This window comes from Microbacterium sp. AG238 (genome assembly GCF_003610405.1).
Lineage (GTDB): Bacteria > Actinomycetota > Actinomycetes > Actinomycetales > Microbacteriaceae > Microbacterium.
This window is the reverse complement of the sequence record NZ_RAQC01000001.1, coordinates 416,942-442,770: the sequence shown is the minus strand read 5'-3', so window position 1 is coordinate 442,770 and position 25,829 is coordinate 416,942. Positions and strand designations below refer to the sequence as shown.

Sequence of the window (25,829 nt, the reverse complement as noted above, 5' to 3'; positions counted from 1 at the left end):
GAGCCCTGACTCCTGGGCAGCACGTCGCCAGGCGAGAGTTCTCGTATGGCAGCGAAAGACGACCGGGGCCGAGCCGGTGAAGAGCGGGCCGCGCGGTATCTGATCCGCCGCGGGTACGAGATCCTCGACCGTAACTGGCGTGACCGTCAGGGCGAGATCGACATCGTCGCGGTGTCGCGCGACGAACTCGTCGTCGTCGAGGTGAAGACCCGTCGCAGCGCAGCGTACGGGCACCCGTTCGAGGCGGTGGACGAGCGCAAGAAGGATCGGCTGTGGCGCCTCGCGTGCGCCTGGATCGCGGCGCATCCTGGCGCGGTGCGAGGTAGGCGGATCCGCCTCGACGTCATCGGGATCACGGGTGACGACGTCGACTCGGCGGTGATAGAGCATGTCGAGGATCTGCGGTGAGCCTCGGTCGCACGTGGGCGGTTTCGCTCACGGGACTCGCGGGCGACCTCGTGGAGGTCGAGGCCGACCTGTCGAACCAGACGCCGGCGTTCCGCATCGTCGGCCTCGCGGATCGGGCCCTCGCCGAGGCGCAGCAGCGTGTGCACAACGCCTGTCAGAACAGCGGGCTGCCGCTGTCGCGGCGCAGGGTCACGGTGAACCTCTCGCCCGCGAGCTTGCCGAAGCAGGGATCGGGTTTCGATGTCGCCATCGCCGTCGCGGCGCTCGCGACGGAACTGCCGATGGATCCGGCGTCACTGGTCGACACCGTCCACATCGGCGAGCTGGGGCTCGACGGGCGGCTTCGTCCCGTGCCGGGCGTCCTGCCCGCCGTCATCGCCGCTGCCCGGGCGGGACGCCGTGCGGTCATCGTGCCCGAGGCGTGTCGTGCGGAGGCCGCTCTCGTCGACGGGATCCGCGTCGTCGGGTGCCGCACCCTCGCCGGTGTGGCGCGTTGGCATGGGCTCGACGTCGACGGCGACGATGAGGCGGTGCCCGAAGTCGCGCTTCCCGTCAACGAGGGCAGACACGGGGACGGTGAGTCGCCCGTCGACGACCTGTCGGACATCCGTGGACAGGAGGAGGCGATCGACGCGCTCGTCGTCGCGGCAGCCGGCGGCCATCATCTGCTTATGAGTGGTCCGCCCGGCGCCGGAAAGACGATGCTCGCGCGCCGCCTACCGGGAATCCTGCCACCGCTCGACGACGAGACGGCCCTGCAGGTGGCGTCGATCCGATCCCTCTCGGGCGCGGTCGTCGAGAATCTGAGCAGGATCCCTCCGTTCGAGGCGCCGCATCACAGCGTCAGCGTCGCAGCGCTCGTGGGCGGCGGCAGCAGGTCGCTCCGCCCGGGGGCGATCGCTCGGGCGAGCGGGGGAGTGCTGTTCCTCGATGAGGCCGGGGAGTACAGCGCTCACGCGCTGGACTCGCTGCGTCAGCCGCTCGAGGCGGGGTCGATCGACATCCACCGGGCGGGATTCCGGGCGACTCTGCCGGCGAGGTTCCAGCTGGTGCTTGCCACGAACCCCTGCCCGTGCGGACAGTACGGCGTCCGTGGCGGCAGTTGCTCGTGCCCGTCCCTCGCGATCCGCCGCTATCTGGGGCGGCTCTCGGGCCCGCTGCTGGACCGCATCGACATCGAGCTCTCGCTTTCGCGGGTCTCGCTCGCCGACCTGGCGTCACGAGGTCCCGCGCAGACCACGACCGATGCCGCCAGGCAGCGCGTGGCGGCTGCACGCTCGCGTGCCGCCGAGCGGTTGGGGGCGACACCGTGGCGGAGCAACGCCGCCGTGTCCGGAGCATGGCTGCGAGACGGGCCTTTGGCTCCCGAACCGCGTGTCCGCGCGCCGCTCGACGCCGCACTTCACCGCGGTGCGCTCACGCTGCGTGGCTATGACCGGGTGCTGCGAGTGGCATGGTCGGTCGCCGACCTCGCGGGCCGCGAGCGGCTCACCGCGAGCGACGTCGGGCATGCGCTGTTCCTGAAGAAGGGGCTTCAGCAGTGACCGACGAGGAAGCCCGCGTCGCGCTGACGGGGCTCGTGCCCGCCAGCGACCTCGACGATCCCGAGAGCTGTCGCGAGCGCTGGGCGCGAGCGCGATGGTCCGTGCTGGCTGAGCCCGGCGACGGTATCGCAGGGCTCACGATCCAGCGTCTGGGTGCGTTCGCTGCGCTCCGGGTGGCCCTGCGGGACGACGCCCCTCCCGAAGAACTCGACCTCAGCGTGCGCGATTGGCGCCGTGCCTGTGCCCGCTGGCGCCCGCGGCAGGACGACCACGCGTACGCGATCGAGCGTGCGAAGCGCGTCGGGGTGCGGCTCATCGTGCCGGGTGATGCGGCCTGGCCGGAGAGGGTCGACGAACTCGGCATTCATGCCCCCGCCGCACTCTGGGTCAGAGGATCGGCCGATGCTCTCGCCGCGCCCGGGGCAGCGATCGCGCTCGTCGGCGCTCGCGCGGCGACGGCGTACGGCGTGCAGGTGGCGGGCGAGATCGCGGGCGAGCTCGCCGTCGCCGGCGTGACGATCGTTTCGGGTGCGGCCGTCGGAATCGATGCGGCGGCACATCGCGCCTGTCTCGCCGTCGACGGCAGCACGATCGCCGTGCTGGCGGGGGGCGTTGACAAGGCATATCCGTCCGGGCACGCCGGACTGCTGACGAACGTGTCGCGCCGCGGCGCGGTGATGAGCGAGGTGCCGTGCGGCACGGCCCCGACGAAGTGGCGCTTCCTGCAGCGCAACAGGCTGATCGCCGCCCTCTCCGATGCCACTGTGGTGATCGAGGCAGGCTGGCGGTCGGGCTCGTTGAACACCGCCGGGCACGCGGCTGCGCTCGGGAGGGCGCTGGGCGCCGTGCCGGGACCGATCACCTCTGCGGCGTCGGCGGGTTGCCACCGGATCCTCCGTGAGTACGACGGGCGGTGCATCACGAGCGCGGATGACGTTCGGGAGATGATCGGATGGTCAGACGGGCCTCGACGTGACGCGGAGTCCGCCGCCGACGGACGCACGGACGATGCGACGAGGGTGCTCGACGCACTGAGCACGCGAACGCCGCGGGATGTCGCGGAGATCGCGAGGCGCTCCGGCGTCGCCGGTGAGGAAGTGAGCGCCTGGCTGGGACTGATGACGCTCGACGGGTGGGTCGTGTCAGACGAACGCGGGTGGCGGCGGCAGGGAGCCTGACGACCGGGTCTCCGCGAGCCTGGCCCCGCGGTGCCTGAGGATCGGTCATGCTGACTGCATGCTCATCTCGGAGGCGGCGGAGGCGTACGCGGACCATCTGCTGCGCGTGCGCAGGCTCTCGGAGAACACGGTGCGCGCGTACCGCAACGACCTCGCAGACCTCGCGGGTGCCGCCGGCGACATCGAGCTCACGGACGTGGACATCGAGGTGCTGCGTGACTGGGTCTGGCGCGCGAGTGAACGGGGCGACGCGCGCTCGACACTGGCCCGCCGAACCGCGACCGCGCGCGGCTTCTTCGCGTGGGCTGCCGAGCGTGGTGCGATCGCCAGCGATCCCGCGCTGCGCCTCGCTTCGCCGAAACGAGCGCGTACCCTGCCCAAAGTCGCGACCGCGCAGACGATGGCGTCGGTCCTCGACGAGCTGCAGACGCGTGCGGCTGACGGTGATCCGTTGCTGCTGCGCGACCACGCGATCCTCGAGCTCCTGTATGCGACGGGCATCCGCGTGTCCGAGCTGTGCGGACTCGACGTCGACGACGTCGACGGTGATCGCCGCACGGCGCGCGTCACAGGCAAGGGCGACAAGGACCGGGTCGTCCCCGTGGGAGGCCCGGCCTTCGAAGCGTTGCAGGCGTATCTCGTTCGTGGGCGCCCCGTGCTCACCGCACGCGCCGCTGGCCGGAGAGGTGGGGGTCGAGCGGTGTTTCTCGGCTCGCGCGGCGGCCGGCTAACGGCGCGAGCCGTCTACGCGACGGTCTCGGAGAAGCTCGGGCCCGCGCTCGGTGTCGACACCGTCGGTCCGCATACCCTGCGGCATTCCGCCGCCACCCATCTGCTCGACGGCGGTGCCGATCTACGCGCTGTCCAGGAGATCCTCGGGCATGCGAGCCTGGGCACGACGCAGATCTACACGCACGTCTCGGGGGAGCGGCTCGCCGCCGCTTACCGACAGGCACATCCGCGCGCATGATGGTTGGGTGGTCTCCGCCGTCGTAGCGTGGGGGAGCACGCGGAGGCACATGACGAGGAGACGCGCATGAAAAGACTTGCTGCAGCGATCGGCGCGACAGTGCTTGTCGCGATGCTCGCGTCGTGCACGCCAGTGCCGTCGGATGAACCCGACCGTGTCGTCCGGCCGACGGCGCCGCGGACCTCGGCGGCTCCCTCGACTCCGCCCGCCGCGACACCGCAAGCAACGTCCGAAGCAACGGTTCCGGCGGAGCCGGGTGCGGACGATCTCGCGTGCGTCGACGGCGTCGTCGCGATTCGCGGAACCGATCTCCACGTCGCCTTCGCCGGAGAGTGCGACGTGGTCCGCATCGAGGGCGCTTCGCTCGACGTCGACCTCGACCGAGCGCGCGTCGGAAACGTGGTCGCGAGCGGTGATCGCATCGAGATCGACCTCGGATCGGTCGACTCGCTGGAGATCACGGGGCAGTCCGCGGATGTGGATGCCACCAGGGTCGGCGCCCTCACCATCGCCGGGGACCGGAACTCCGTCGATGCCGATGAGATCGGAGCCGTCTCGGTGTCGGGCAACGACAACCGCATCGACGCGGATCTTCTCGGGTCCGTCATGCAGAGCGGTGACCGCAACGCGATCGGCAACGGCTGACCCTCAACAGCATGGCAGCAGGACCGGACGCGCGAGCCCGCTGATCAGCAGCAGGGGATTGATGTACTCGCCGTGGCGGCGGACGCCGAAGTGGATGCTGCCATCCCCACCATGACCGCCGAGGGCCGCAGAACCCACCGGCTGGCCCTGGACGACGGGCGTGCCGGGTATCAGCGACGTCTCGACCGGCTCGAGGCTGGTCACCAGGCCGTCGCCGTGATCGATCGTGATGACCGCGCGCCCGGCGACGGGGCCCGCGAAGGCGATCACTCCCTCAGCCGGAGAGACGACCTCGCGGCCCGGACCGGAGATGTCCACTCCGCGGTGGCCCGGCGCGTAAGCGTGCGCGGGGGCCTCGAACGGGCGTATGACGGTCGCTTCCCGCAGTGGCATCGTCCAGGGTGATCCCGTCGGAGGAGCGGCGCCCGACTCTGCGACGTCGGGAAGGAAGAGGCGGGCCGCCACGATGAATAACGCGACGATGACGAGGGACGGGCTGCGGCTCACATGGTCAGTCTCGATAGCTCGCCGTTCCGGGGCCTCGGCTGGCCCTCGACGCGTGGACACGCGGGCTGCGGAAGGCCTCGGGGAGGAGTGGCCGACTGCTACACTGATGTCCGCACCTCGCTCGTCGAGGTGACTACGCGTGCCCTGAGCGATCGGTTCCGATCGTGGCGCACCTTCCCCAGGTCTCCCGCTCCGGCGGCGAGCGGAAGTGCGCCGGGCACCAGGAACACCGGACCGTCGGTCCGGCGAATCAACCGAAACAGAAGGAGAACGGCCATGGCCGTCGTCACCATTCGCCAGCTGCTCGACAGCGGCGTCCACTTCGGGCACCAGACCCGCCGCTGGAACCCGAAAGTCAAGCGCTTCATCCTGACCGAGCGCTCGGGCATCCACATCATCGACCTGCAGCAGTCGCTGTCGTACATCGACCGCGCCTACGAGTACGTCAAGGAGACCGTCGCCCACGGCGGCACCGTCCTCTTCGTCGGCACGAAGAAGCAGGCGCAGGAAGTCATCGCAGAGCAGGCGACCCGCGTGGGCCAGCCCTACGTGAACCAGCGCTGGCTCGGTGGCCTGCTGACCAACTTCCAGACGGTCTCGAAGCGCCTCGCCCGTATGAAGGAGCTCGAGGAGCTCGACTTCGACAACCCCGCGGCCAGCGGCTTCACGAAGAAGGAGCTGCTGCTCAAGAAGCGCGAGCTCGACAAGCTGCACAAGTCGCTCGGTGGTATCCGCAACCTGCAGAAGACCCCCTCGGCGATCTGGGTCGTCGACGCCAAGCGCGAGCACCTCGCCATCGACGAGGCCAAGAAGCTCGGCATCCCCGTGATCGGCATCCTCGACACGAACGCCGACCCCGACGAGTTCCAGTACCCGATCCCCGGTAACGACGACGCGATCCGCTCGGTGAGCCTGCTCACGCGTATCATCGCCGACGCTGCCGCCGAGGGCCTGATCCAGCGTCACCAGCCGACCGACGAGTCGGCCGAGGCCGAGCCGCTCGCCGACTGGGAGCGCGAGCTGCTCGAGAGCGCTCCGGCAGAGGCCGCTCCGGCCGAGGCTGCTGCGTCGACCGAAGACGCTGCTTCGACCGAGGACGCCGCCGTCGAGGGCGCTGCCGCCGAGGTCGCTGCGACCGAGACGCCGGCCGACGAGGCGGGCGCCGAGGCTCAGGCCGAGACCGTCGCCGCCGAGGCGACCGAGAAGTAATCAGCGCGTCTTCCTGACCCGCTACGATCGGCGCGGCCGCGGCTGAGCCCGGCCGCGCCGATCGGCATCCACGAGATTTCCCACAGACAGAAGGAGCCGCCACTCATGGCAAACTTCACCATCGCCGACATCAAGGCTCTGCGCGAGCAGCTCGGCACCGGAATGGTCGACACCAAGAAGGCCCTCGAAGAGGCTGACGGCGACGTCGAGAAGGCCGTCGAGATCCTCCGCCTCAAGGGCGCCAAGGGCAACGCGAAGCGTGCCGACCGCTCCACGAGCGAAGGTCTGGTCGTCGCACGCGAACAGGACGGCAAGGTCACTCTGGTCGAGCTCGCCTGCGAGACCGACTTCGTCGCGAAGAACGACCGCTTCATCGCGCTGGCCGACAAGGTCGCGGATGCTGCCGCTGCAGCATCCGCCGATTCCGTCGAGGCTGCTCTCGCCGCCGACGCGTCGGGCCAGACCATCGAGCAGCTCATCAACGATGAGGCCGCGATCATCGGCGAGAAGGTCGAGCTCCGCCGCGTTCGCACGCTGACCGGTGACGCCTTCGAGATCTACCTGCACAAGACGAGCAAGGACCTGCCCCCGCAGATCGGCGTCGTCGTGGCGTACTCGGGCTCGGACGCCGAGACCGCCCGCTCGATCGCGCAGCACATCTCGTTCGCCAACCCGAGCTACCTCTCGCGTGAGGACGTTCCCGAGGCGGATGTCGAGAAGGAGCGGGAGATCGTCACCGAGATCTCCCGCAATGAGGGCAAGCCCGAGGCTGCTCTCCCGAAGATCGTCGAAGGCCGCGTCGGCGCGTTCTTCAAGCAGGTCGCCCTCCTCGACCAGGACTACGCGAAGGACAACAAGCTGTCCGTCGCACAGGTCGCGAAGGACGCCGGCATCACGATCACCGACTTCGCACGGTTCAAGGTCGGCGCGTAATTGCCCGAAAGGCCCGCATCCTCGGATGCGGGCCTTTTCCATGCCCGTCCGGGCGATACTCTGCAACACAGCGACGAGAGGGACACGATGAACGATGAGAAGACCGGGCGCCGGCGCGTCCTGCTGAAGCTGTCGGGCGAGGCATTCGGTGCCGGCCAGCTGGGCGTCAACCCCGATGTCGTCGGGCAGATCGCTCGGGAGATCGCCGAAGCGGTCGACCGTGTCGAGGTCGCGATCGTCGTGGGCGGCGGCAACTTCTTCCGTGGCGCCGAGCTGAGCCAGCGCGGCATGGACCGTGGGCGCGCCGACTACATGGGCATGCTCGGCACCGTGATGAACGCACTCGCGCTGCAGGACTTCTTGGAGCAGGCCGGCGCGGCCACGCGTGTGCAGTCGGCTATCTCGATGACGCAGGTCGCCGAGCCCTACATCCCGCGCCGCGCAGAACGGCACATGGAGAAGGGGCGCGTCGTGATCTTCGGCGCCGGTGCCGGCCTGCCCTACTTCTCCACAGACACGGTCGCCGCTCAGCGTGCGCTCGAGATCAAGGCCGACGAGGTCCTCGTCGCGAAGAACGGCGTCGACGCGGTCTACACCGCCGATCCCAAGAAGGATCCGACCGCGCAGAAGATCGAGAGCATCACCTATGGCGAAGCACTGCAGCGCGGCTTGAAGGTCGTGGATTCGACGGCATTCAGCCTGTGCATGGACAACCGCATCGACATGCGCGTGTTCGGCATGGAGCCGGCTGGCAATGTGACCCGGGCACTGCTGGGCGAGCGCATCGGCACGCTCGTCACCGTGTGAGCGGCCGCTGCCCGCAGACTAGACTTGACCGGACGTACCGACGAATGGAGTGACGTGATCCCCGAGATCCTCGCTGACACGAAAGCCCGCATGGAACGCGCCGTCGAGGCGGCGAAGGAGGACTTCTCCACCGTGCGAACGGGGCGTGCCAACACGGCGCTGTTCCAGAAGATCCTCGTCGACTACTACGGGTCGCCGACGCCGCTCGCGCAGCTCGCGTCGCTTAACACACCCGAAGCCCGGACGATCATCGTGACGCCGTACGACAAGTCGGCGCTCAAGGCCATCGAGCAGGCCATTCGCGACACCCCGAACCTCGGCGTGAACCCGACGAACGACGGCAACATCGTCCGTGTCACGATGCCCGAGCTCACGGAGGAGCGCCGCAAGGAGTACGTCAAGCTCGTGCGCTCGAAGGGTGAAGACCACAAGGTCCACCTGCGCGGCATCCGCCGCAAGTCGAAGGACGAACTCGACGGCCTCAAGAGCGAGGTCGGCGAGGACGAGCTGGTGCGCGCCGAGAAGGAGCTCGACGGGCTCACCCGCTCCCACGTCGACCTCATCGACGACGCGCTCAAGCGCAAAGAGGCCGAGCTCCTCGAGGTCTGAGACCGATGAGCGCACCCGGCGACGACGCCCCGTCTCGATCCGAGCGGGAGCGCTCCCGTTCGCGCGAGCACGGCGATTCGACGTTCCAGAATCAGGTGCGTGCTGCGCGGACGGAGTTCGAGCACCAGATCGGCAAGGCTCGGGCTGACTTCGAGCAGGCCAACGAGCGCATCAACGCGCGCACCGGACGCAATCTGTTCGTGGCGACGCTGATCGGCATCGCGATCGGCGTCGTGGTGATCGGCTCGCTCATCTTCGTTAAGTGGGTGTTCGTCCTCTTCGCGATCCCCGTCGCTCTTCTCGGCGTGTTCGAGCTGGTCCGTGCGCTCCAGGCCGCGGGTCGGCGCGTCGACGTCGTGCCGCAGCTCGTCGCCGGTGCCGCGGTGCTGGCGGCGGGCTTCTTCCTGGATGCCGGCACCCATTGGGTCGTGGTGTTCGCGGCCGTCGTGTCGGTCATCGTCTGGCGGCTGATGGCCCAGATGGTGAGTGTCGAGGCGCGCCGCTACGGTCAGGTGCTCAGCGATGTGCTCATCAGCGGCTTCGTGCAGCTCTACGTGCCGTTCCTCGGCAGCCTGCTGCTGATCCTCCTCCGTGAGGACGGCGGCGAGTTCTGGGTGCTGGCGATGATCGCGGTCGTGGTCGGAGCCGACACCGGCGCCTACGCCGCCGGCCTCGCCTTCGGCAAGCATGCGATGGCTCCGCGCATCAGCCCGAAGAAGACCTGGGAGGGCTTCGCGGGGGCGGGCATCGTCGCGATGCTGGTGGCTGTCGGATTCGCCTGGCTGCTGCTGGACCTGCCCGCATGGACCGGCCCGATCATCGGCCTCGTGATCCTCGGATCCGCCACCGTGGGCGACCTGGCCGAATCGATGATCAAACGCGATCTCGGGATCAAGGACATGAGCTCCTGGTTGCCGGGCCACGGTGGAGTGCTCGACCGTCTGGATTCGATCCTCCCGTCCACCGTGGTCGCACTCGTCCTCTTCCACGTTCTTTCTCCCCTGGTGATGTCATGACCTCGACCGAGAGTTCCCTGTCCACGAGCCCGTTCCCCGGGACGCAGGGTCGCGCGAGGGGATACGACCGCGCCGCTGTCGATGCATTCCTGCAGCGCGCCCGCGAAGCGTTCGAATCATCAGAGGACGATGACCTCGACTCCGCCACGATCCGAGCAACGGCTTTCCCCCTCGTGCGGGGCGGGTACGCCGTCGCCCCCGTCGATGCGGCGATCGGGCGGATCGAAGACGCCTTCGCCGCGCGAGAGCGCGAGCGCGCCCTGTCGCGTGCGGGGGCCCGTGCGTGGGTCGGCCGCTCGCGGAACCTCGCGCAGGAGATCCTCGACCGGCTCTCGCGTCCCGAGCGACGGCGATTCGATCGCGTCGGTGTGCTGTCCTATGGCTACCGCATCGACGAGGTCGACCTCGTCGCTGATCGCATCGCGCGCTACCTGGAGTCGGGCGAACCCCTGACCGTGGAGCAGGTGCGTTCCGTCGCTTTCCGGATGCAGCGCGGCGGCTACCGCGAAGCTCAGGTCGACGCCGTGCTCGACGGCGTCGTGTCGGTCATTCTCGCGATCGGGTGAGTCTGATGGAGACATGCGCCTCGTCTCGCTAAACTCGAGGGCATTGTGACTTCCCGCTCGACTGTGACCCGGCGCACGACGCGCACCCCGGTTGCACACGTTCCGGCTCCGGCGCGCGCGCGCTGGTCGCGCAGGCGCGGTGTGTCCGCCGCGTTCGCCGCCGTCGCGGCTCTCGGCATGGCAGGTGGCGCTCTCGCTCCGCTGGGGACGGCGCTCGCGGCCGCGCAGGAGAAGCCGGTCGAGGTCGTCTCGCTCTGGGCTGACTCTCGGGGCGACGCTCAGGCTCTCGCCTCCGACGGGCAGACCCTCGCTCCGGCTCAGCTCGATCGCAGCGGGTTCACCGTCTACGTCACCCCCAAGCCCACGCCGACGCCGACACCGACACCGACCCCCGTCGACGGCGAGAGCGCGGGTGCCTCGCGCTCGGCGCCCGTCATGTACAGCGGCGGCGGATCGTCGACGGACTGGCTGAGTGCGGCCGGCATCCCCGAGAGCGATTGGGGCTACGTCGACTACATCGTCTCGCGGGAGAGCAGCTGGAACCCCAATGCGACCAACGCCTCGTCGGGTGCGTGCGGGCTGGTCCAGGCGTACCCCTGCAGCAAGGTACCCGGAAGCGGATACGACCCCGTCGACAACCTGAGGTGGGCCAACGGGTACGCCGTCGGTCGCTACGGCAGCTGGGGCGAGGCGTACGCGTTCTGGTCCAGCAACCACTGGTGGTGACAGCGGCCGTCATGCCCCGTTCCAACAGGAGACGGCCGGATCCTCGAGACGACTCGCTCGATCGGCTGCTGAGCGGCTGGAAACGCTCCGAGACGCGGCGCGGCGTCGAGTGGACCGTGCAGCCGGTGTCTGCGGCGCAGGCGCAGAAGACGTACACGTGCCCCGGGTGTGGACGGGACATCGTGCCGGCGACGGCTCACCTGGTCGCGTGGCGTGCGGATGGTGTCCTGGGTGACGCCGCAGACCTGGCCGCGCGTCGGCACTGGCATTCGGCATGTTGGAGGATCGCATGAGCTTCGAAATCCGGGGGCCGGTACAGCTCCCCGCACGGCGCGAGGACATCGAGCTCCACACCCTCGACGACCTGACACTCGTCGGCGAGCTGGCGCTGCCCGAGGAGCGTGAGCCGGTCGCGACGCTCGTCACGCTGCATCCCCTTCCGACCGCGGGCGGCTTCATGGACTCGCACATCCTGCGCAAGGCCGCAGGCCGGCTGCCGGCTCTGGCTGATCTCGCGGTGCTGCGTTTCAACACCCGCGGCACCACGTCGCCACGTGGTACCAGCGAGGGCGCGTTCGACGGCGGTGTCGGCGAGGTCTTCGACGTCGCCGCTGCCATGTCGTTCGTTCATGAGCGGGGGCTTCCCCGCCCGTGGCTCATCGGCTGGTCCTTCGGAACGGAGCTCGCCCTCAAGTACGGGCGTGACCACGACATCGAAGGCGTGATCCTCCTCTCGCCGCCGCTGCATCGGGCGACCTCCGAAGAGGTCGCCGCCTGGGCCGGCGACGATCGCCGCGTCGTCATCGTCGTGCCCGAGTTCGACGATTACCTCCGCCCCGATGAAGCGCGTGAACGGTTCGCGGCGATCCCGCAGGCGACCCTCGTCGCCGTCGAAGGCGGCAAGCACCTGTGGGTGGGAGAGAACCAGACCCGCCGGGTGCTCACCGAGATCGTCGCGGCCGTGAACCCCGACGCTCTCCCACTCGCCGAAGAGTGGGACGACGACTGAGTCTCAGCGTTCGTTCTGGCGCGGGATCACGACCTGGCGGTAGATGATCAGGATGCTGGCCGCGACGGGGATGGCCACGAGCGCTCCCAGCAGCTGCCCCAGCGCCGCACCCGCGAGAGCGGCGATGACCACGACCGCGCCGGGGATCGACACCGCCCGGTTCATGATCCGCGGCGAGATGAAGTACGCCTCGACCTGCATGTAGACCAGGTACCAGATGGCTGCCCAGAGCGCGGTCTGTGGCTCCGCCAGGCCGGGGATGAGGCAGGTGAGCACGATGATCGCCGAACCTGTGAGGGTTCCGACGAGCGGGATCAGCGAGAAGAAGAACGCGATGACCGCGAGCACGGCGGGGAAGGGGGCCCCGATCACACTCAGGAAGATCGCGCTGAGCACGCCGTTGATCACACCGAGCGACACCTGCCCCATGACGTAGAAGCCGACGGACGCGGTGATCTGCTCGGCGAGATCGATGAAGCGCGGGCGCCGGGATGCCGGGACGAGCTGGTAGACGGCGGCTTTGAGGCTGGGGGTGGACGCGGTGAAGTAGATCGTCAGGATCAGCACGATGACGGCGCCGGTGAAGCCGGTGATGATGCCACCGCCGATGAGGATGATCGAGCCGGTGATGGACCCCCCGATGGCCCCGATGTCGAGCGAGTTGTACCAGTCCGAGAGGTACTGGAACAGCTCATCGACGTTGAGCTGCGGGAAGGTGACGGTCAGCCAGTCCTTGACGGCGTTGACGGGGTCCCAGTTGCCGTTGGTGACGAGATCCTGAATCGCTGCCACGAGCTGGGAGATCTGCGACACGATGATCGGCACGACCATGAGGATGATGCCGGCGAACGCAGCCAGGAGTGCCGCGAACGTGATCAGGAGCGCCGCCCAGCGGGGCAGGCGACGACGTTCGAGCCAGGAGACCACCGGATCGAGGCCGAGCGCGAGGAACAGCGCCGTGCCCACGTAGAGGAGGATCGTCGAGAGGGTTTGGATACCCCCGATGATCACGATGCCGACGCCGACGCCGAGCGTGGCGATCAGCGCGGTGCGAAACGGGTTCTGGATCTTCACGAACGCCTCCGGGGTCGAATCACCTCACTTTACGATCCGAGCGGGCTTTCGGCGGGAGGCGCCCCTTTCACGACCTTTTCAGGTCGTTTTGGATACTCTGGAACGTCGATCAAGCGTTCGGTGGTCCCGTTCCGGATGTGGAGAGGTGTTTCTTCGTGCGTTTCGTGTGGGCTGTTGTCGCGTTCGTCCTGGCGACCGTCATGATCGGGGCGGGCATCGCGCAGCGTACGATCCTGCGCGGACCCGAGAGCGTCACCGAGTCCGTGACGGTGTCGGGCGACGCGCCGTTCACCCTCATCGACGGCTCCGTCCTCACGTCCCACCCGGGTGCGCAGTCGCTCAGCGTGCAGGGCACCGGAACGGTGTTCGCCGCGTACGGCCGGTCATCCGACGTGACGGCGTGGCTCGCACGCACCGACTACACCCGGCTCGGCGTCGATGAGGAGGGTGCGATCACGACGACCGAGGTCGCCGCGGCATCCGCTCCCGCCCCGGGCGCCGACGGGGTGGTTCCCGCTATGCCGTCGCCCGTCGGGTCGGACCTCTGGCTCGAGGAGTTCCAGCGCGACGGAGCCTTGACCACGTCGCTGCAACTGCCGCAGGAGATGAGCGTTCTCGTCGCCTCCGACGGTTCCAGCCCCGCGCCGGCAGACATCCAGGTGACATGGCCGATCGAGTCCAACACACCGTGGGCTGGTCCGCTGATCGTCGGCGGCGGGATTCTCCTCGCCTTCGGCATCGTCATGTATGCCCTCGGCTGGCGGCATCTCCGCCGGTCGCGCGGCCCGCGACGGAAGGGCCTTCCCATGACCGCCACCCAGCCCATCGACCTCACCGTGGACGACGAGGCGAAGGGCGTCATCTCGTCGACACCGCCGCGTCGACGGCTGACCCGCGGCCGTCAGGCGTTGCTCGCCGTTCCGCTCGTGTCGATCGTTGCGCTGTCGGGGTGCTCGGCCGATGCCTGGCCGCAGCTCGCACCCAGTCCGACGCCGTCGCCGACGGCGACAGTCGTCGCGGACCCCGACCAGGCACCTCCGGCTGTCACGCAGCAGCAGGCAGAGCGCATTCTGACGCGCATCGCCGAGGATGTCTCGACGGCGGACGCGAGCGCCGACGCCGCGCTTGCGGCTACGCGTCTCGCGGGCCCGGCCCTCGCCGAGCGCGAGACGAACTACACGCTTCGCTCCAAGATCGCCGACCGCGCGCCGCTGCCTCCCGTGCCCGCCGAGCCCCTCGAGATCCTGCTGCCCGAGACTTTCGAGAAGTGGCCCCGGACGTTCCTCGCCGTCGTAGAGGGAGGCGAGGGCGCGGCTGACACGATCATGACCGTCAGCCAGCAGGATCCCTGGTCCAATTACAAGCTCGGGTACATCGCCGAGCTCGCCACGGACTCCTTCCCCGAGCTCGCCCCCGCCTATCTCGGCGCGGCCCAGGTCGCTCCCGATTCGCCGTTCCTGGTGCTGCCGCCACAGGATCTCGCGGCGGCGTACGCCGACCTCCTCACGAACGGCGACGCGAGCCCCTACGCGCGGCTGTTCGAAGCGGAGGGCGACGCCTTCCGTGCGGGTGTCGCGTCCAATCGCGAGCAGATCCTCAACGACTTCAACCAGACCGGTGCCGAGACCGGGACCGTGTCGTTCACGACCCAGGCCGGCACCCAGACGCCGATCGCGCTCCAGACCCTCGAGAGCGGAGCGGTCGTCGCGGTGACGATCACGGAGGACCACACGTTCACCCCGAGCAACCCGGACGCCGTGATCAACGTGCCGGACACCAACCCTGTCGCAAGCGCTCTGACGGGCGTCTCGCAGTCGTCGACCGGATTCACCACGACGTACGCCGACCAGCTCTTCTTCTTCGTGCCCGGTGCGGGCTCCTCCGAGCCGATCCAGTTCCTCGGCTACCGTTCCAATGTCCTCTCAGCGAAGGTTGTCTGAATGAGCGATCCGTCCCCCAGCGCCGTGCTCCGCGGAGCCCTCGACCTGTCGTCGTTGCGAAACCGCCCCTCGGCCGCTGCGCCGACCGGCCCCGCAGCCGCCGCCGAACCGCCGTCGGGCGGCGCGTCTCGTCTGATCTTCGACGTGACCGACCAGACCTTCGGCGACGTGCTCGAGCTCTCGCGCACCGTTCCGGTCGTCGTCGATCTGTGGGCCGAGTGGTGCGGTCCCTGCAAGCAGCTGAGCCCGGTTCTGGAGAAGGTCGTCACCGAGCTCGCCGGCCGGGTCGTGCTGGCGAAGGTCGACGTCGACGCGAACCCGCAGCTGGCGCAGGGATTCCGGGCGCAGTCGATCCCGATGGTGGTCGCGCTCGTCGCCGGACAGCCGGTGCCTCTGTTCACCGGCGCCGTGCCCGAGCAGCAGGTGCGCGAGGTGTTCGCGCAGCTGCTCCAGCTCGCCGGCCAGCACGGGGTCACCGGGACCGTTCCGATGGACGACGCGACGGAGGCCTCGGAGGAGGCCGTCGAGCCGCCCCTGCTGCCGCTGCACGCCGAGGCCTTCGCCGCGATCGAGGCTGGTGACTATCCGCGCGCCATCAGCGCCTACGAGCGCGCGTTGGCGGAGAACCCGCGCGACGCAGACGCGCAGGCCGGCCTCGGGCAGGTCAAGCTGCTCGACCGGGTGCAGGGCGTGGACCTCGGCGAGGCGCGCGCTGCGGCGGCGGCCGCTCCGCATGACGTCCAGGCTCAGCTGCGCGTGGCCGACCTCGACGTCGCCGGCGGCCACGTCGACGACGCGTTCGCACGCCTGCTCGATCTCTTCGCCGCGGTCGACGGCGACGCGCGCACGACCGTGCGCGACCGGCTGCTCGAGCTCTTCGGCCTCGTCGGCGACGCCGACCCGCGTGTTCTCGCGGCGCGGCGGCGCCTCACCTCGCTGATGTTCTGACACGAACGAGACGGGGCCCGGGGCTCTCACCGTGGGTGAGTGGCCCCGGGCCCCGTCTCGTCTCAGTCGCGTGGGTCTTCGGCCACGCCGGGTTCGTGGTGCAGCCAGAGCACACCCAGCGGCGGGATCACCATGGTCGCGCGGCCATCGCGCGCGTGGACGGCGCCGAAGTTGCCGACGCCGGAACCGCCGTACTGCTCTGCATCGCTGTTGAGGACCTCCCGCCATGCACCGTCTGCGGGCAGTTCCAGCGTGTAGTCGTGCAGCGGCACACCCGAGAAGTTGCAGATGACCGCGACCGTGTTGCCGTGGTGATCGCGACGGGTGAACGCCATCACGTTCGGGTTCCAGTTCGGCGCGCCGAGTCGGGAGAAGGCCGCGCCGTCGGAATCGCGAGCCCACAGGGCCGACTGCTCCCGGTAGGCGCGGTTCATGTCGGCGACGAACGTGTGGAGTCCGCGGTGAGCGGGCTGATCCAGCATCCACCAGTCGAGCTCGCGCGACTCGGACCATTCCGACATCTGGCCGAACTCCTGGCCCATGAAGAGCAGCTGCTTGCCCGGGTGGCCCCACATGTATGCGAGGTAAGCGCGCATGTTGGCCAGCTTCTGCCAGTGATCGCCGGGCATGCGCGTGAATAGGCTGCCTTTGCCGTGCACGACCTCGTCGTGGCTGATGGGCAGGACGAAGTTCTCACTGAAGGCGTAGACGAACGAGAACGACAGCTCACCCTCGTGGTGGCCGCGGTACATCGGGTCGCGCTTGATGTACTGCAGGGAGTCGTTCATCCAGCCCATGTTCCACTTGAACCCGAAACCGAGGCCGCCGTGCTCGGTGGGCGCGGTCACACCGGGGAAGCTCGTCGACTCCTCGGCGATCATCGCGATGCCCGGATAGCGCTTGTAGGAGGTCGCGTTGACTTCCTGGAGGAACGAGATCGCTTCGAGGTTCTCGCGTCCGCCGTGGATGTTCGGCTCCCACTGTCCTTCCTCGCGCGAGTAATCGAGGTAGAGCATCGAAGCCACGGCGTCGACCCGGAGGCCATCGACGTGGAACTCCTCGAACCAGTAGAGCGCGTTCGCGACGAGGAAGTTCCGCACTTCGTTGCGGCCGTAGTCGAAGATCAGCGTTCCCCAGTCGCGGTGCTCGCCGCGGCGGGGATCCGGGTGCTCGTAGAGCGGCTGCCCGTCGAAGCGGGCGAGCGCGAACGCGTCCTTCGGGAAGTGTCCGGGCACCCAGTCCATGATGACCCCGATGTCCGCCTGGTGCAGCCGGTCGATGAGGTAGCGCAGGTCGTCGGGGGAGCCGAAACGGCTCGTGGGGGAGTAGTACCCCGACACCTGGTATCCCCACGACCCGCCGAACGGATGCTCGGCCAGCGGCAGGAACTCCACATGCGTGAAGCCCTGCTCTCGGACATAGTCGATGAGCTGGTCGGCCGCATCGCGGTAGCCGAGGCCAGCGCGCCACGAGCCGAGGTGCACCTCGTACACCGACATCGGCTGCGAGACGGGCGTCGAGGTGCCGCGACGCTCGAGCCACGCGGCATCCTCCCACTCGTACATGCTCTCGGCGACGATCGACGCCGTCGCGGGAGGAACCTCCGACTGGCGGGCCATGGGGTCGGCCTTATCGATCCAGGCGCCGTCCGCGGTGAGGATCTGGAACTTGTACACGGTGCCGGCCGTCAGGCCCGGAACGAAGAGCTCCCAGACACCGGAATCGCCCATCGAGCGCAGCGCGTGTCCCTGCCCGTCCCACCCGTTGAAGTCTCCGATGACCCGAACCGCTCGCGCGTTGGGCGCCCAGACGGTGAACGAGACCCCCGGCACGCCGTTGTGGATGCGGACGTGGGCGCCGAGGACGCGCCAGAGCTCTTCGTGACGACCCTCACGGATGAGATGCAGATCGAGTTCGCCGATCGTCGGCAGATGACGGTAGGGGTCGTCCGCCACCCAGGCCGGCGCGTCGTCGTAGGTCGCGACGACGCGGTAGGCCTCGGGGCGTTCGTCGAGCGTCGCTTCCCACACCCCGCCGCGAAGGTGGCGGAACGACGACTCCGGCTGCTTCGCGAACACCGCGGTCACCGTGCGGGCCAGCGGTCGCCGAACGCGGATCAGCCAGCCGTCCGCCGTCTGATGGACACCGAGCACGTCGTGGGGTGCGTGGTACGAACCGGTGGCGACCGAATCGAGAACGTGGTCTGCGGGGGCGTTCATCGGCGTTCCTTCACGTGGAGGATGTGCACCGGCTCGACGAAAGCATCGAGGCGCACATAGTTGTGGTCGGTCCAGGTCCAGACCGATCCGCTGAGCAGGTCTTCGACCTCGTATTCGTCGCCCGGTGCCACGCCCCACACGGAGGTGTCGAGGTGGACCGTCGTCTCGCGTGCCGAATGGGGATCGACGTTGACGACGACCAGGACGGTGTCGGCCCGTCCATCAGTGGTCAGCGCGGCGGGCAGATGCTTCGAGAAGACGACGATCGCATCGTCGTCGGACCAGTGGAACGACAGGTTGCGCAGCTGCCGGAGCGCGGGGTGCGCACGCCGGATCTCGTTGAGCCGGGTCAGGAAGGGAGCGAGTGATTCGCCCCGCGCCTCGGCGCCTGCCCAATCGCGGAGCTTGTACTCGTACTTCTCGTTGTCGATGTTCTCTTCCGAGCCGGGACGGGCGACGTTCTCGACGAGCTCGTATCCCGCGTAGACGCCATACGAGGCGCCCGCCGTCGCCGCGACAGCGGCGCGGATCTTGTAGGCCGGACGCCCCCCGTACTGCAGGTACTCGGTGAGGATGTCGGGAGTGTTCACGAAGAGGTTCGGCCGCATGAAGTCGGCCGTGTCGTGGGCGACGGAGGTGAGGAACTCCTCGAGCTCCTCCTTCGTGTTGCGCCAGGTGAAGTACGAATAGCTCTGCTGGAACCCGGCCATCGCCAGCCCCTGCATCGGCGCGGGGCGAGTGAACGCCTCGGCCAGGAAGACGACGCCGGGGGTCTCGTCGGCGACGGTCGCGATGAGCCACTCCCAGAACTGCAGGGGCTTGGTGTGCGGATTGTCGACGCGGAAGATGCGCACGCCCTGTGCGATCCAGTGCCGGACGACGCGCAAGACCTCGGCGCGGATGCCGTCCGGGTCGTTGTCGAAGTTGATCGGGTAGATGTCCTGGTACTTCTTCGGGGGGTTCTCGGCGTAGGCGATGGAACCGTCGGGGAGAGTGGTGAACCACTCGGGGTGCTCGGAGACCCACGGGTGGTCGGGCGACGCCTGCAGCGCGAGGTCGAGCGCGACCTCGAGGCCGGCGTCGGAGGCGGCGGCGACGAAGCCGCGGAAGTCATCGAGGGTCCCGAGATCGGGGTGCACCGTGTCGTGGCCGCCCTCCGGGCCGCCGATCGCCCAGGGGGACCCGGGATCGTTCGGTCCCGCGGTGAGCGTGTTGTTGGGACCCTTGCGGTGGGTGCGCCCGATCGGATGGATCGGCGGCAGGTAGAGCACATCGAACCCCATCGCAGCGACCGCGGGCAGACGGTCCCGCGCAGTGACGAAGCTGCCGCTGCGGACGGAGCCGTCGGCGAGGCGTTCGGCGCCCTCGGACCGGGGGAAGAACTCGTACCAGGCACCGACGCCCGCGCGCTCACGCTCGACGAGGAGCTCGTGCTCGTCGCCGACCGTCACCAGCGACTGCAGCGGACGGTCGGCGAAGACGCGGGCGATCTCGGCGTCGCGGACCACCGTGAGCGCGTCGACGGCGTCGGCCGCGGCATCCCGAAGCCTCGACGCGGCTTTCTCGAGAAGCTTGCGCTCGGCGGCGGGACGTGACTTCTCAGCGGCGGCGCGGCTCATCAGCTGGGCTCCCGCCTCGCGCATGAGGTCGACGTCGACGCCGGCCGCGATCTTGATCGCCGCGGCGTGCTGCCACGTGGCGAAGTCGTCGCCGAACGCTTCGAACCGGAATCGCCACACGCCCTCGGTCAAAGGGGCGATGAGGACGGACCACCGGTCGAACCCGTCGTTGAGCGGCGTCAGACGGTGCAGTGACTCGCGGCCATCCGGCGCGGTGAGCCTCAGATGCACGCCGATCGCGTCGTGGCCCTCGCGGAACGCCGTGACCCGGAACGGCACGGCCTCGCCTGCGAAGGCGGACGGACGGAACCGATCGCCGGGGACCGCGGGGGCGGGTCGCTGGAGCGGAATGCGTCCGGTGACGGTGTCGCCGATCGAGGGAACGGGTGCTGCGGGCCGGCCGGGGATCTCGCCGGTGCTGCGGAACGGGACGGGTGAGGTCGTGCGCGTCGTTGATGCCACGGCTCGAACCTATCGCGGTGGGCGAGATCGAAGAACGGGCTTGCGCCTTACTCGGCTCTGAGCAAATGCAACGTCGGCCCGGAGAGGGCGAGACGCTCGCCCGGGGCGAACCGTTCGTGGCGGGCGCGGGGGTGTTCGTCGGCGCTGGACCACAGCGAGACGAACGAGGTCGCCGTCCCGACCGACGGCAGCACGACCTCTGAGTCTGCTTCACGGCCGTGGATCACCAGGAGTATGCAGTTGTGCGGTTCGTGCGCCGGCGTGGAGGTCGCGACGTACTGAAGCGTGCGCTGTTCGGGGTCGGTCCAGGTGCTCTGCGTCATGGGCTGGCCCTCGGCGTCGAACCAGTGCATGACGGAGGCTTCGGGAATCTCGTCCTCGGGGTCGGCGTAGCGCACCGGCCGCAACGCCGGGTTCTCCGCCCGCAGCCGCGTGAGCGTACGCACATGCGCGAGCAGGTCGACCTGCCAGTCCGCCAGCTGCCAATCGACCCAGGTGAGGGCGCTGTCGTGGCAGTACGCGTTGTTGTTGCCCAGCTGCGTACGCCCCATCTCGTCTCCCGCCGTCAGCATCGGCACACCGGCAGAGAGCAGGAGGGTCCCAACGAGGTTGCGCATCGTGCGGCGGCGCGCGGTCAGGATGTTCTCGAGTGAGGTCTCGCCCTCCGCGCCGTGGTTGAACGAGCGGTTCGTGTCGGCGCCGTCGCGGCCCTGCTCACCGTTGGCGTCGTTGTGCTTGACGTCGTACGAGACGAGGTCGCGCAGGGTGAAGCCGTCGTGGGCGGTGATGAAGTTCACGCCGGCGAGGGGTCCTCGTTCCGCGCCGAAGAGCGGTGCGGAACCGGCGAGGTGGGTGGCGAGGCCTCCGACACCGGCGGGCGAGGTGCCGGCGCGCCGCAGATAGTCGATGTCACTGAGCCAGAAGTTGCGGATGCCGTCGCGGTAGCGGTCGTTCCACTCCTGCCACCCGTCGCCGAACCCACCGGTGTGCCACCCGCCGAGTCCGATGTCCCAGGGCTCGGCGATGATCTTGTCGTCGCGGAGCACCGGGTCTTCGGCGACGGCGCGCAACAAGGGGTGTTCCGGATCGAACACGTGCTCGCCGTCGCGACCGAGCGTGACGGCGAGGTCGAAGCGGAACCCGTCGATCTGCACGTCCTCGCTCCAGTACCGCAGCGAGTCGAGGATCAGACGTGCGGCGGCATCGGTCGAGGTGTCGACGGCGTTGCCGCATCCGGTCACATCGATGTACGCCCCATCGTCTCGCTGGCGGTAGTAGGCGCGGTTGTCGATTCCCCGGAAGCTCGAGCGCGGGCCCCCGAGCTCCAGCTCGGCGGTGTGGTTGTAGACCACGTCGAGGATGACCTCGATACCGGCCGCGTGCAGTGCCCGCACCGTGCGCTTGAGCTCTTTCAGGACGGCCGTCGGCCCGCCGCGGCGGGCATCCTGCGTGGCGTAGGCCGCGTGGGGAGCGAAGAAGCCGAGCGTGTTGTAGCCCCAGTAGTTGGCCAGTCCGAGCGCGAGCAGACGGGGCTCGCTCTCGAACGCGTGGATGGGGAGCAGCTCGACGCTCGTGACTCCGAGCGCCTGCAGGTGATCGATCATGGCCGGGTGACCGAGGCCCGCGTACGTGCCGTGCAGCGCCGGCGGGATGTCGGGATGCCGTTTCGTCAGTCCTTTGACGTGCGCCTCGTAGATGACCGTGCGATCGCGGGGAATCCGCGGTTTGCGGATGCCGCCCCAGTCGAACGCCGGGTCGACCACGACCGAGCGATGATCGCCGGGGGCGCCCGAGACGACGCCTCGGCCGTACGGATCGAGCAGGAGCGTCTCGGGGTTGAACACGTCTCCCGGACCGTGGGGTCCGTCCACGCGCAGCGCATAGCGCACTCCGGGGCGCAGTGTCTCGACGTGCGCCTCCCAGATACCGCCTCCGACGGGCGACAGCGGGCGCTCGTCGACCGCCCAATCGAGATCGTGATCGTCGAACAGCACCACATCGATCGTCGTCGCCCGCTCCGACCACACGCGGATCGTGCCGCCGTCGTCGCGGATGGTGACGCCGAGGTCGGCGAATCGGGAATCGTGCAGTCCGGCCGGGCTGATGCTGTCGGGCATGCGATCTACAGTAATGAGCGACGGTGAACGCTCGGGGAGGTGCAATGGTCGTCTATCTCGATCACGCTGCGACGACCGCGCTCCGACCCGAGGCGCGCGACGCGTGGTTGGCGGCGCACGAGACGCTGGGCAACGCTTCGTCGGTACACGGCGCCGGGCAGGCCGCGCGCCGTCTCCTCGAGGATGCCCGCGACGCGGTCGCGGCGGCGCTCGGCTGCGAGCCGATCGAGGTCGTTCTCACATCCGGCGGCACGGAGGCCGTCAATCTGGCGGTCAAGGGTCTCTGGCTCGCGGGCGAGGGCGTGCCGGCGGGCCCGATCGTGCTGCCCGACGGCGAGCATCACGCGACCATCGACGCCGTCGCATGGCTCGCAGCCCGCTGGGGCGCTACCGTGCGGTCCGTCGGGCTCGACGACGTCGGCCGGATCGATCCGCGGCGGTTCGCGGCGGCACTGCCCGGAGCCGTCCTCGCGACCGCCCTCGTCGCCAACAACGAGGTCGGGACGCGCAATGACCCGGCGGCACTCGCCGCTGCGGCGCGGGACGCGGGGGTCCCTCTGCATCTCGATGCGGTCGCGGCCCTCGGCGCTGTCCACCTCGACTTCGCCTCCTGGCGGGGCGCGGGCTCGGGTCCTGGCGGGCTGGTGGCGATGTCGGTGTCCGGACACAAGGTCGGTGCCCCCGTGGGCACGGGCGCGCTCGTCGTCTCGCGTCACGCGCAGCTCACGCCTCTGGCCCACGGCGGCGGTCAGCAGCGCGGGCTGAGAGCGGGTACGCCCGATGTCGCCGGCGCCGCGGCGTTCGCCGCGGCGCTGGGAGCCGCCGAAGCCGACCGCACACGTGAGACGCGCAGGCTCACGATGCTTCGCGACCGTCTCATCGACGGCATCCGTTCGCTCGTACCCTCCGCCGAGATCCTCGGTGACCTCGGCGATCGTCTTCCGGGCAACGTGCACGTGCTCTTCCCGGGCACGATCGGCGAGACGCTCCTCTTCCTGTTCGACACCGTCGGAGTCGCCGTGTCGACCGGATCGGCCTGTCAGGCCGGGGTCACGGAACCCTCCCACGTGGTTCTCGCGTTGGGACGTGACGCTGACGACGCACGTGCGGTACTGCGTCTCACGCTGGGGCGAACCAGTACGGACGCGGATGTCGACGCTTTCCTCGCGGCGCTTCCCGAGGTGCACCGACGTGCGGTCGCCGCCCGCGCCGGTCGCGCAGCCCGTACGTAGACTGGACAGATGCGAGTACTGGCTGCCATGAGTGGAGGCGTCGACTCGGCGGTGGCCGCTGCCCGAGCCGTCGACGCCGGCCACGACGTCGTGGGCGTGCATCTCGCCCTGTCTCGCGCGGGCGGCACTCTCCGCGCCGGAAGTCGCGGCTGCTGCACGATCGAAGACGCGATGGATGCGCGCCGTGCTGCTGATCTGCTCGGCATCCCGTTCTACGTCTGGGACTTCTCGGAGCGCTTCCGCGACGATGTCATCGACGATTTCGTCTCGGAGTATCGCGCGGGTCGCACGCCGAATCCGTGCATGCGCTGCAACGAGAAGATCAAGTTCGCGGCGCTGCTCGAGCGCGCGATCGAGCTCGGCTTCGACGCTGTGTGCACCGGTCACTATGCGCTGCTGGTCGATGGTCCCGACGGGCGCGAGCTGCACCGCGCGTCGGATGCCGCGAAGGACCAGTCGTACGTCCTCGGCGTGCTCACCGCCGATCAGCTCGCTCACACGTACTTCCCCCTCGGTGCGACGCCGTCGAAGGCCCAGGTGCGTGCGGAGGCTGCGGAGCGCGGGCTGACAGTGGCGCAGAAGCCGGACAGCCACGACATCTGCTTCATTCCCGACGGCGACACCCGGGGGTGGCTCGCCGAGAAGGTCGGGGCCGAGGTCGGGGAGATCGTCGATCGCACGGGCACGGTGATCGGGCGTCACGAAGGCGCCCATGCGTTCACCGTGGGTCAGCGCCGCGGCCTGCAGCTGGGAGTGCCGGCGCCTGACGGCAAGCCCCGCTTCGTGCTCGAGGTGCGTCCGGTCGACAACCGTGTCGTGGTGGGTCCGAAGGAGGCGCTGGCGACCGCCGAGATCGCGGGCGCCCGCTTCACGTGGGCCGGTCGCGCACCGAGCCAGCGGACCTTGTCGTGTGAAGTGCAGATCCGCGCTCATGCCGAGCCGGTGCCGGCGCGGGCCGAGATCACGGCGAGCGAGATCGTCGTGGTGCCGGAGACGCCCTTCGACGGTGTGGCGCCGGGTCAGACGGCCGTCATCTACGACGGCACCCGCGTGCTCGGACAGTTCACGATCGACCGGACCGTCTCGGCCGTTCGGGTCGACGCCTGATCGATCCGGCGGCTGCGCGGAGCGCTTCGTCGAGTTCGGTGTAGCGGAACCGGTATCCCGAATCCAAGAGCCGTTCCGGCGTCACCCAGCGGCTCTTCAGGATGAGTTCCGGCTCGGTGCGCAGCACCCACATGGCGGGTTCGAGCATCCACCGCCAGGAGGGGATCCCGATCGGCATGCCCACGATCGACCGCAGCTGGCGCATGAGAGTGCGGTTGTCCGACACGTGCGGGCTCACGACGTTCAGGACCCCGGTGATGTCGTCGTGCGCGTCGACCCAGCGCAGGGCGCCTACGACGTCATCGATGTGCACCCAGCTGAAGCGTTGGCGTCCACGGGTCCGGTGCCACGGCGCCGGGCCGCCGGTGGGATCCTCACCGATTCCGCGGTAGCGGCGATGCGGGATGATCGGGCCGTCGATCTGCGGCCCGCCGAGGCCGAGGCGTGCCAACGTCAGCAGCATCGCGGTCGCCGGCCCCGGGCCGAGGACGATGGCCATCCGCAGGGCGACGCGGCGCGTCGCGGGCAGCTCGCCGTGGAAGAACGCCGCTTCCCATGCTCGCGCGACATCGACGGAGAAGCCGGTGCCCAGCTCTCCGTCGGACTCGGAGTTCGGGCGGTCGACGGCGTGGCGGTAGATGGTGGCCGTGGAGGCGTTCACCCACAGTCGCGGAGGCCGCTCGGCGCGTCCGACGGCCTCGGAGAGTGCCCGCGTGGTCGCCACGCGCGATCGCAGGATCTCGTCGCGGTTGCCATCGGTGTAGCGGCAGTCGACCGACTTGCCCGCGAGGTTGACCAGCAGATCCGCGCCGTTCACGAGGCGGTCGATACCGGTGGAGTCGGCCCACGTCGTGCCCGAGGTGCGACCGATCATGTCGACGGTGTACCCGTCGGCAGTGAGCGCGTCGACGACGGCTGCGCCGATGAATCCGGAGGCGCCGGCGACGACGGCGCGGGGTCGGGTGTCGTTCATGACGCCATCGT

General features: G+C 69.2%; 24 protein-coding genes. 18 read left to right on the top strand and 6 right to left on the bottom strand.

The genetic code is table 11. The features are described 5' to 3' along the window. Positions 1 to 45 precede the first annotated feature (45 nt). The 5 genes from DEU36_RS02030 (at position 46) to DEU36_RS02010 (ending at position 4,745) form a co-directional block, all read left to right on the top strand. Complete coding sequence (locus DEU36_RS02030; RefSeq protein WP_120262701.1) at positions 46 to 408, top strand: YraN family protein; 363 nt, start codon at positions 46 to 48, stop codon at positions 406 to 408. Further along, the gene (locus DEU36_RS02025; RefSeq protein WP_120262700.1) at positions 405 to 1,952 is read left to right on the top strand and encodes a YifB family Mg chelatase-like AAA ATPase; all 1,548 of its coding nucleotides are present in this window, start codon (positions 405 to 407) and stop codon (positions 1,950 to 1,952) included. The genes DEU36_RS02030 and DEU36_RS02025 overlap by 4 nt, the downstream gene beginning before the upstream one ends. Next, positions 1,949 to 3,130: a DNA-processing protein DprA gene (gene dprA, locus DEU36_RS02020; protein WP_259455177.1), complete on the top strand. Its 1,182-nt coding sequence runs from the start codon at positions 1,949 to 1,951 to the stop codon at positions 3,128 to 3,130. The genes DEU36_RS02025 and dprA overlap by 4 nt, the downstream gene beginning before the upstream one ends. Before the next feature lie 58 nt (positions 3,131 to 3,188). Beyond that, entirely contained in the window at positions 3,189 to 4,100 is a 912-nt protein-coding gene (locus DEU36_RS02015; protein ID WP_120262698.1) for a tyrosine recombinase, read from the top strand. A gap of 66 nt (positions 4,101 to 4,166) precedes the next feature. After that, entirely contained in the window at positions 4,167 to 4,745 is a 579-nt protein-coding gene (locus DEU36_RS02010) for a DUF3060 domain-containing protein (RefSeq protein ID WP_120262697.1), read from the top strand. A 3-nt stretch (positions 4,746 to 4,748) separates the two neighbouring features. On the opposite strand, the gene DEU36_RS02005 is transcribed toward DEU36_RS02010, so the two are convergent. Next, on the bottom strand, positions 4,749 to 5,252 hold the full coding sequence (locus DEU36_RS02005) for a murein hydrolase activator EnvC (protein WP_120262696.1): 504 nt from the start codon (positions 5,250 to 5,252) through the stop codon (positions 4,749 to 4,751). Between the two features lie 276 nt (positions 5,253 to 5,528). Here DEU36_RS02005 and rpsB point away from each other — a divergent pair, with 276 nt between their 5' ends. The 9 genes from rpsB (at position 5,529) to DEU36_RS01955 (ending at position 12,127) form a co-directional block, all read left to right on the top strand. Then, positions 5,529 to 6,461: a 30S ribosomal protein S2 gene (gene rpsB, locus DEU36_RS01995; protein WP_120262694.1), complete on the top strand. Its 933-nt coding sequence runs from the start codon at positions 5,529 to 5,531 to the stop codon at positions 6,459 to 6,461. A 105-nt stretch (positions 6,462 to 6,566) separates the two neighbouring features. Then, the gene (gene tsf / locus DEU36_RS01990) at positions 6,567 to 7,394 is read left to right on the top strand and encodes a translation elongation factor Ts (protein ID WP_023950948.1); all 828 of its coding nucleotides are present in this window, start codon (positions 6,567 to 6,569) and stop codon (positions 7,392 to 7,394) included. An 87-nt stretch (positions 7,395 to 7,481) separates the two neighbouring features. Next, the gene (gene pyrH, locus DEU36_RS01985) at positions 7,482 to 8,201 is read left to right on the top strand and encodes a UMP kinase (RefSeq protein WP_120262693.1); all 720 of its coding nucleotides are present in this window, start codon (positions 7,482 to 7,484) and stop codon (positions 8,199 to 8,201) included. Between the two features lie 54 nt (positions 8,202 to 8,255). After that, the gene (frr, locus tag DEU36_RS01980) at positions 8,256 to 8,810 is read left to right on the top strand and encodes a ribosome recycling factor (RefSeq protein WP_120262692.1); all 555 of its coding nucleotides are present in this window, start codon (positions 8,256 to 8,258) and stop codon (positions 8,808 to 8,810) included. Between the two features lie 5 nt (positions 8,811 to 8,815). After that, positions 8,816 to 9,826: a phosphatidate cytidylyltransferase gene (locus tag DEU36_RS01975; RefSeq protein WP_120262691.1), complete on the top strand. Its 1,011-nt coding sequence runs from the start codon at positions 8,816 to 8,818 to the stop codon at positions 9,824 to 9,826. Then, positions 9,823 to 10,392, top strand: a complete 570-nt coding sequence (locus tag DEU36_RS01970) for a DivIVA domain-containing protein (protein ID WP_120262690.1) — start codon at positions 9,823 to 9,825, stop codon at positions 10,390 to 10,392. The genes DEU36_RS01975 and DEU36_RS01970 overlap by 4 nt, the downstream gene beginning before the upstream one ends. Positions 10,393 to 10,533: 141 nt before the next feature. Further along, positions 10,534 to 11,118, top strand: a complete 585-nt coding sequence (locus tag DEU36_RS01965) for a lytic transglycosylase domain-containing protein (protein WP_259455176.1) — start codon at positions 10,534 to 10,536, stop codon at positions 11,116 to 11,118. An 11-nt stretch (positions 11,119 to 11,129) separates the two neighbouring features. Next, complete coding sequence (locus DEU36_RS16260) at positions 11,130 to 11,411, top strand: hypothetical protein (RefSeq protein ID WP_120264311.1); 282 nt, start codon at positions 11,130 to 11,132, stop codon at positions 11,409 to 11,411. Beyond that, entirely contained in the window at positions 11,408 to 12,127 is a 720-nt protein-coding gene (locus DEU36_RS01955) for an alpha/beta hydrolase (protein WP_120262689.1), read from the top strand. Before DEU36_RS16260 ends, DEU36_RS01955 begins: the two co-directional genes overlap by 4 nt. A 3-nt stretch (positions 12,128 to 12,130) precedes the next feature. Here DEU36_RS01955 and DEU36_RS01950 read toward each other — a convergent pair whose 3' ends face one another. Beyond that, positions 12,131 to 13,201, bottom strand: a complete 1,071-nt coding sequence (locus tag DEU36_RS01950; RefSeq protein WP_120262688.1) for an AI-2E family transporter — start codon at positions 13,199 to 13,201, stop codon at positions 12,131 to 12,133. Between the two features lie 155 nt (positions 13,202 to 13,356). On the opposite strand from DEU36_RS01950, the gene DEU36_RS01945 reads away from it, so the two are divergent. Both DEU36_RS01945 and DEU36_RS01940 read left to right on the top strand, forming a co-directional pair. Next, on the top strand, positions 13,357 to 15,141 hold the full coding sequence (locus DEU36_RS01945) for a glycosyl transferase (protein ID WP_183045264.1): 1,785 nt from the start codon (positions 13,357 to 13,359) through the stop codon (positions 15,139 to 15,141). Then, positions 15,142 to 16,089: a tetratricopeptide repeat protein gene (locus tag DEU36_RS01940; protein ID WP_120262686.1), complete on the top strand. Its 948-nt coding sequence runs from the start codon at positions 15,142 to 15,144 to the stop codon at positions 16,087 to 16,089. It abuts the gene before it with no gap. A gap of 62 nt (positions 16,090 to 16,151) precedes the next feature. On the opposite strand, the gene glgB is transcribed toward DEU36_RS01940, so the two are convergent. The 3 genes from glgB to glgX are packed head-to-tail and all read right to left on the bottom strand — an operon-like array spanning position 16,152 to position 22,506. Continuing rightward, the gene (gene glgB, locus DEU36_RS01935) at positions 16,152 to 18,308 is read right to left on the bottom strand and encodes a 1,4-alpha-glucan branching protein GlgB (RefSeq protein WP_120262685.1); all 2,157 of its coding nucleotides are present in this window, start codon (positions 18,306 to 18,308) and stop codon (positions 16,152 to 16,154) included. Further along, positions 18,305 to 20,389 (bottom strand): alpha-1,4-glucan--maltose-1-phosphate maltosyltransferase, encoded by a 2,085-nt coding sequence (locus DEU36_RS01930; protein ID WP_120262684.1) that lies wholly within the window; start codon positions 20,387 to 20,389, stop codon positions 18,305 to 18,307. Before DEU36_RS01930 ends, glgB begins: the two co-directional genes overlap by 4 nt. 47 nt (positions 20,390 to 20,436) lie before the next feature. Beyond that, positions 20,437 to 22,506: a glycogen debranching protein GlgX gene (gene glgX / locus DEU36_RS01925; protein ID WP_120262683.1), complete on the bottom strand. Its 2,070-nt coding sequence runs from the start codon at positions 22,504 to 22,506 to the stop codon at positions 20,437 to 20,439. A 44-nt stretch (positions 22,507 to 22,550) separates the two neighbouring features. On the opposite strand from glgX, the gene DEU36_RS01920 reads away from it, so the two are divergent. Both DEU36_RS01920 and mnmA read left to right on the top strand, forming a co-directional pair. Beyond that, a complete protein-coding gene (locus DEU36_RS01920; RefSeq protein ID WP_120262682.1) occupies positions 22,551 to 23,738 on the top strand; it encodes a cysteine desulfurase family protein in 1,188 nt (395 codons plus the stop codon). A gap of 9 nt (positions 23,739 to 23,747) precedes the next feature. Further along, positions 23,748 to 24,845: a tRNA 2-thiouridine(34) synthase MnmA gene (gene mnmA / locus DEU36_RS01915; protein ID WP_120262681.1), complete on the top strand. Its 1,098-nt coding sequence runs from the start codon at positions 23,748 to 23,750 to the stop codon at positions 24,843 to 24,845. On the opposite strand, the gene DEU36_RS01910 is transcribed toward mnmA, so the two are convergent. Then, a complete protein-coding gene (locus tag DEU36_RS01910; RefSeq protein WP_120262680.1) occupies positions 24,802 to 25,818 on the bottom strand; it encodes an epimerase in 1,017 nt (338 codons plus the stop codon). The two genes, mnmA and DEU36_RS01910, sit on opposite strands and share 44 nt — an antisense overlap. Positions 25,819 to 25,829: the final 11 nt, after the last annotated feature.

Bases quoted from the DNA above. Each gene is read 5' to 3' on its own strand.
- DEU36_RS02030 (WP_120262701.1), top strand. From the start codon at position 46: ATGGCAGCGAAAGACGACCGGGGCCGAGCCGGTGAAGAGCGGGCCGCG.
- DEU36_RS02015 (WP_120262698.1), top strand. From the start codon at position 3,189: ATGCTCATCTCGGAGGCGGCGGAGGCGTACGCGGACCATCTGCTGCGC.
- DEU36_RS02010 (WP_120262697.1), top strand. From the start codon at position 4,167: ATGAAAAGACTTGCTGCAGCGATCGGCGCGACAGTGCTTGTCGCGATG.
- rpsB (WP_120262694.1), top strand. From the start codon at position 5,529: ATGGCCGTCGTCACCATTCGCCAGCTGCTCGACAGCGGCGTCCACTTC.
- tsf (WP_023950948.1), top strand. From the start codon at position 6,567: ATGGCAAACTTCACCATCGCCGACATCAAGGCTCTGCGCGAGCAGCTC.
- pyrH (WP_120262693.1), top strand. From the start codon at position 7,482: ATGAACGATGAGAAGACCGGGCGCCGGCGCGTCCTGCTGAAGCTGTCG.
- DEU36_RS01975 (WP_120262691.1), top strand. From the start codon at position 8,816: ATGAGCGCACCCGGCGACGACGCCCCGTCTCGATCCGAGCGGGAGCGC.
- DEU36_RS01970 (WP_120262690.1), top strand. From the start codon at position 9,823: ATGACCTCGACCGAGAGTTCCCTGTCCACGAGCCCGTTCCCCGGGACG.
- DEU36_RS16260 (WP_120264311.1), top strand. From the start codon at position 11,130: ATGCCCCGTTCCAACAGGAGACGGCCGGATCCTCGAGACGACTCGCTC.
- DEU36_RS01955 (WP_120262689.1), top strand. From the start codon at position 11,408: ATGAGCTTCGAAATCCGGGGGCCGGTACAGCTCCCCGCACGGCGCGAG.
- DEU36_RS01940 (WP_120262686.1), top strand. From the start codon at position 15,142: ATGAGCGATCCGTCCCCCAGCGCCGTGCTCCGCGGAGCCCTCGACCTG.
- glgB (WP_120262685.1), bottom strand. From the start codon at position 18,308: ATGAACGCCCCCGCAGACCACGTTCTCGATTCGGTCGCCACCGGTTCG.
- glgX (WP_120262683.1), bottom strand. From the start codon at position 22,506: ATGCCCGACAGCATCAGCCCGGCCGGACTGCACGATTCCCGATTCGCC.
- DEU36_RS01920 (WP_120262682.1), top strand. From the start codon at position 22,551: ATGGTCGTCTATCTCGATCACGCTGCGACGACCGCGCTCCGACCCGAG.
- mnmA (WP_120262681.1), top strand. From the start codon at position 23,748: ATGCGAGTACTGGCTGCCATGAGTGGAGGCGTCGACTCGGCGGTGGCC.
- DEU36_RS01910 (WP_120262680.1), bottom strand. From the start codon at position 25,818: ATGAACGACACCCGACCCCGCGCCGTCGTCGCCGGCGCCTCCGGATTC.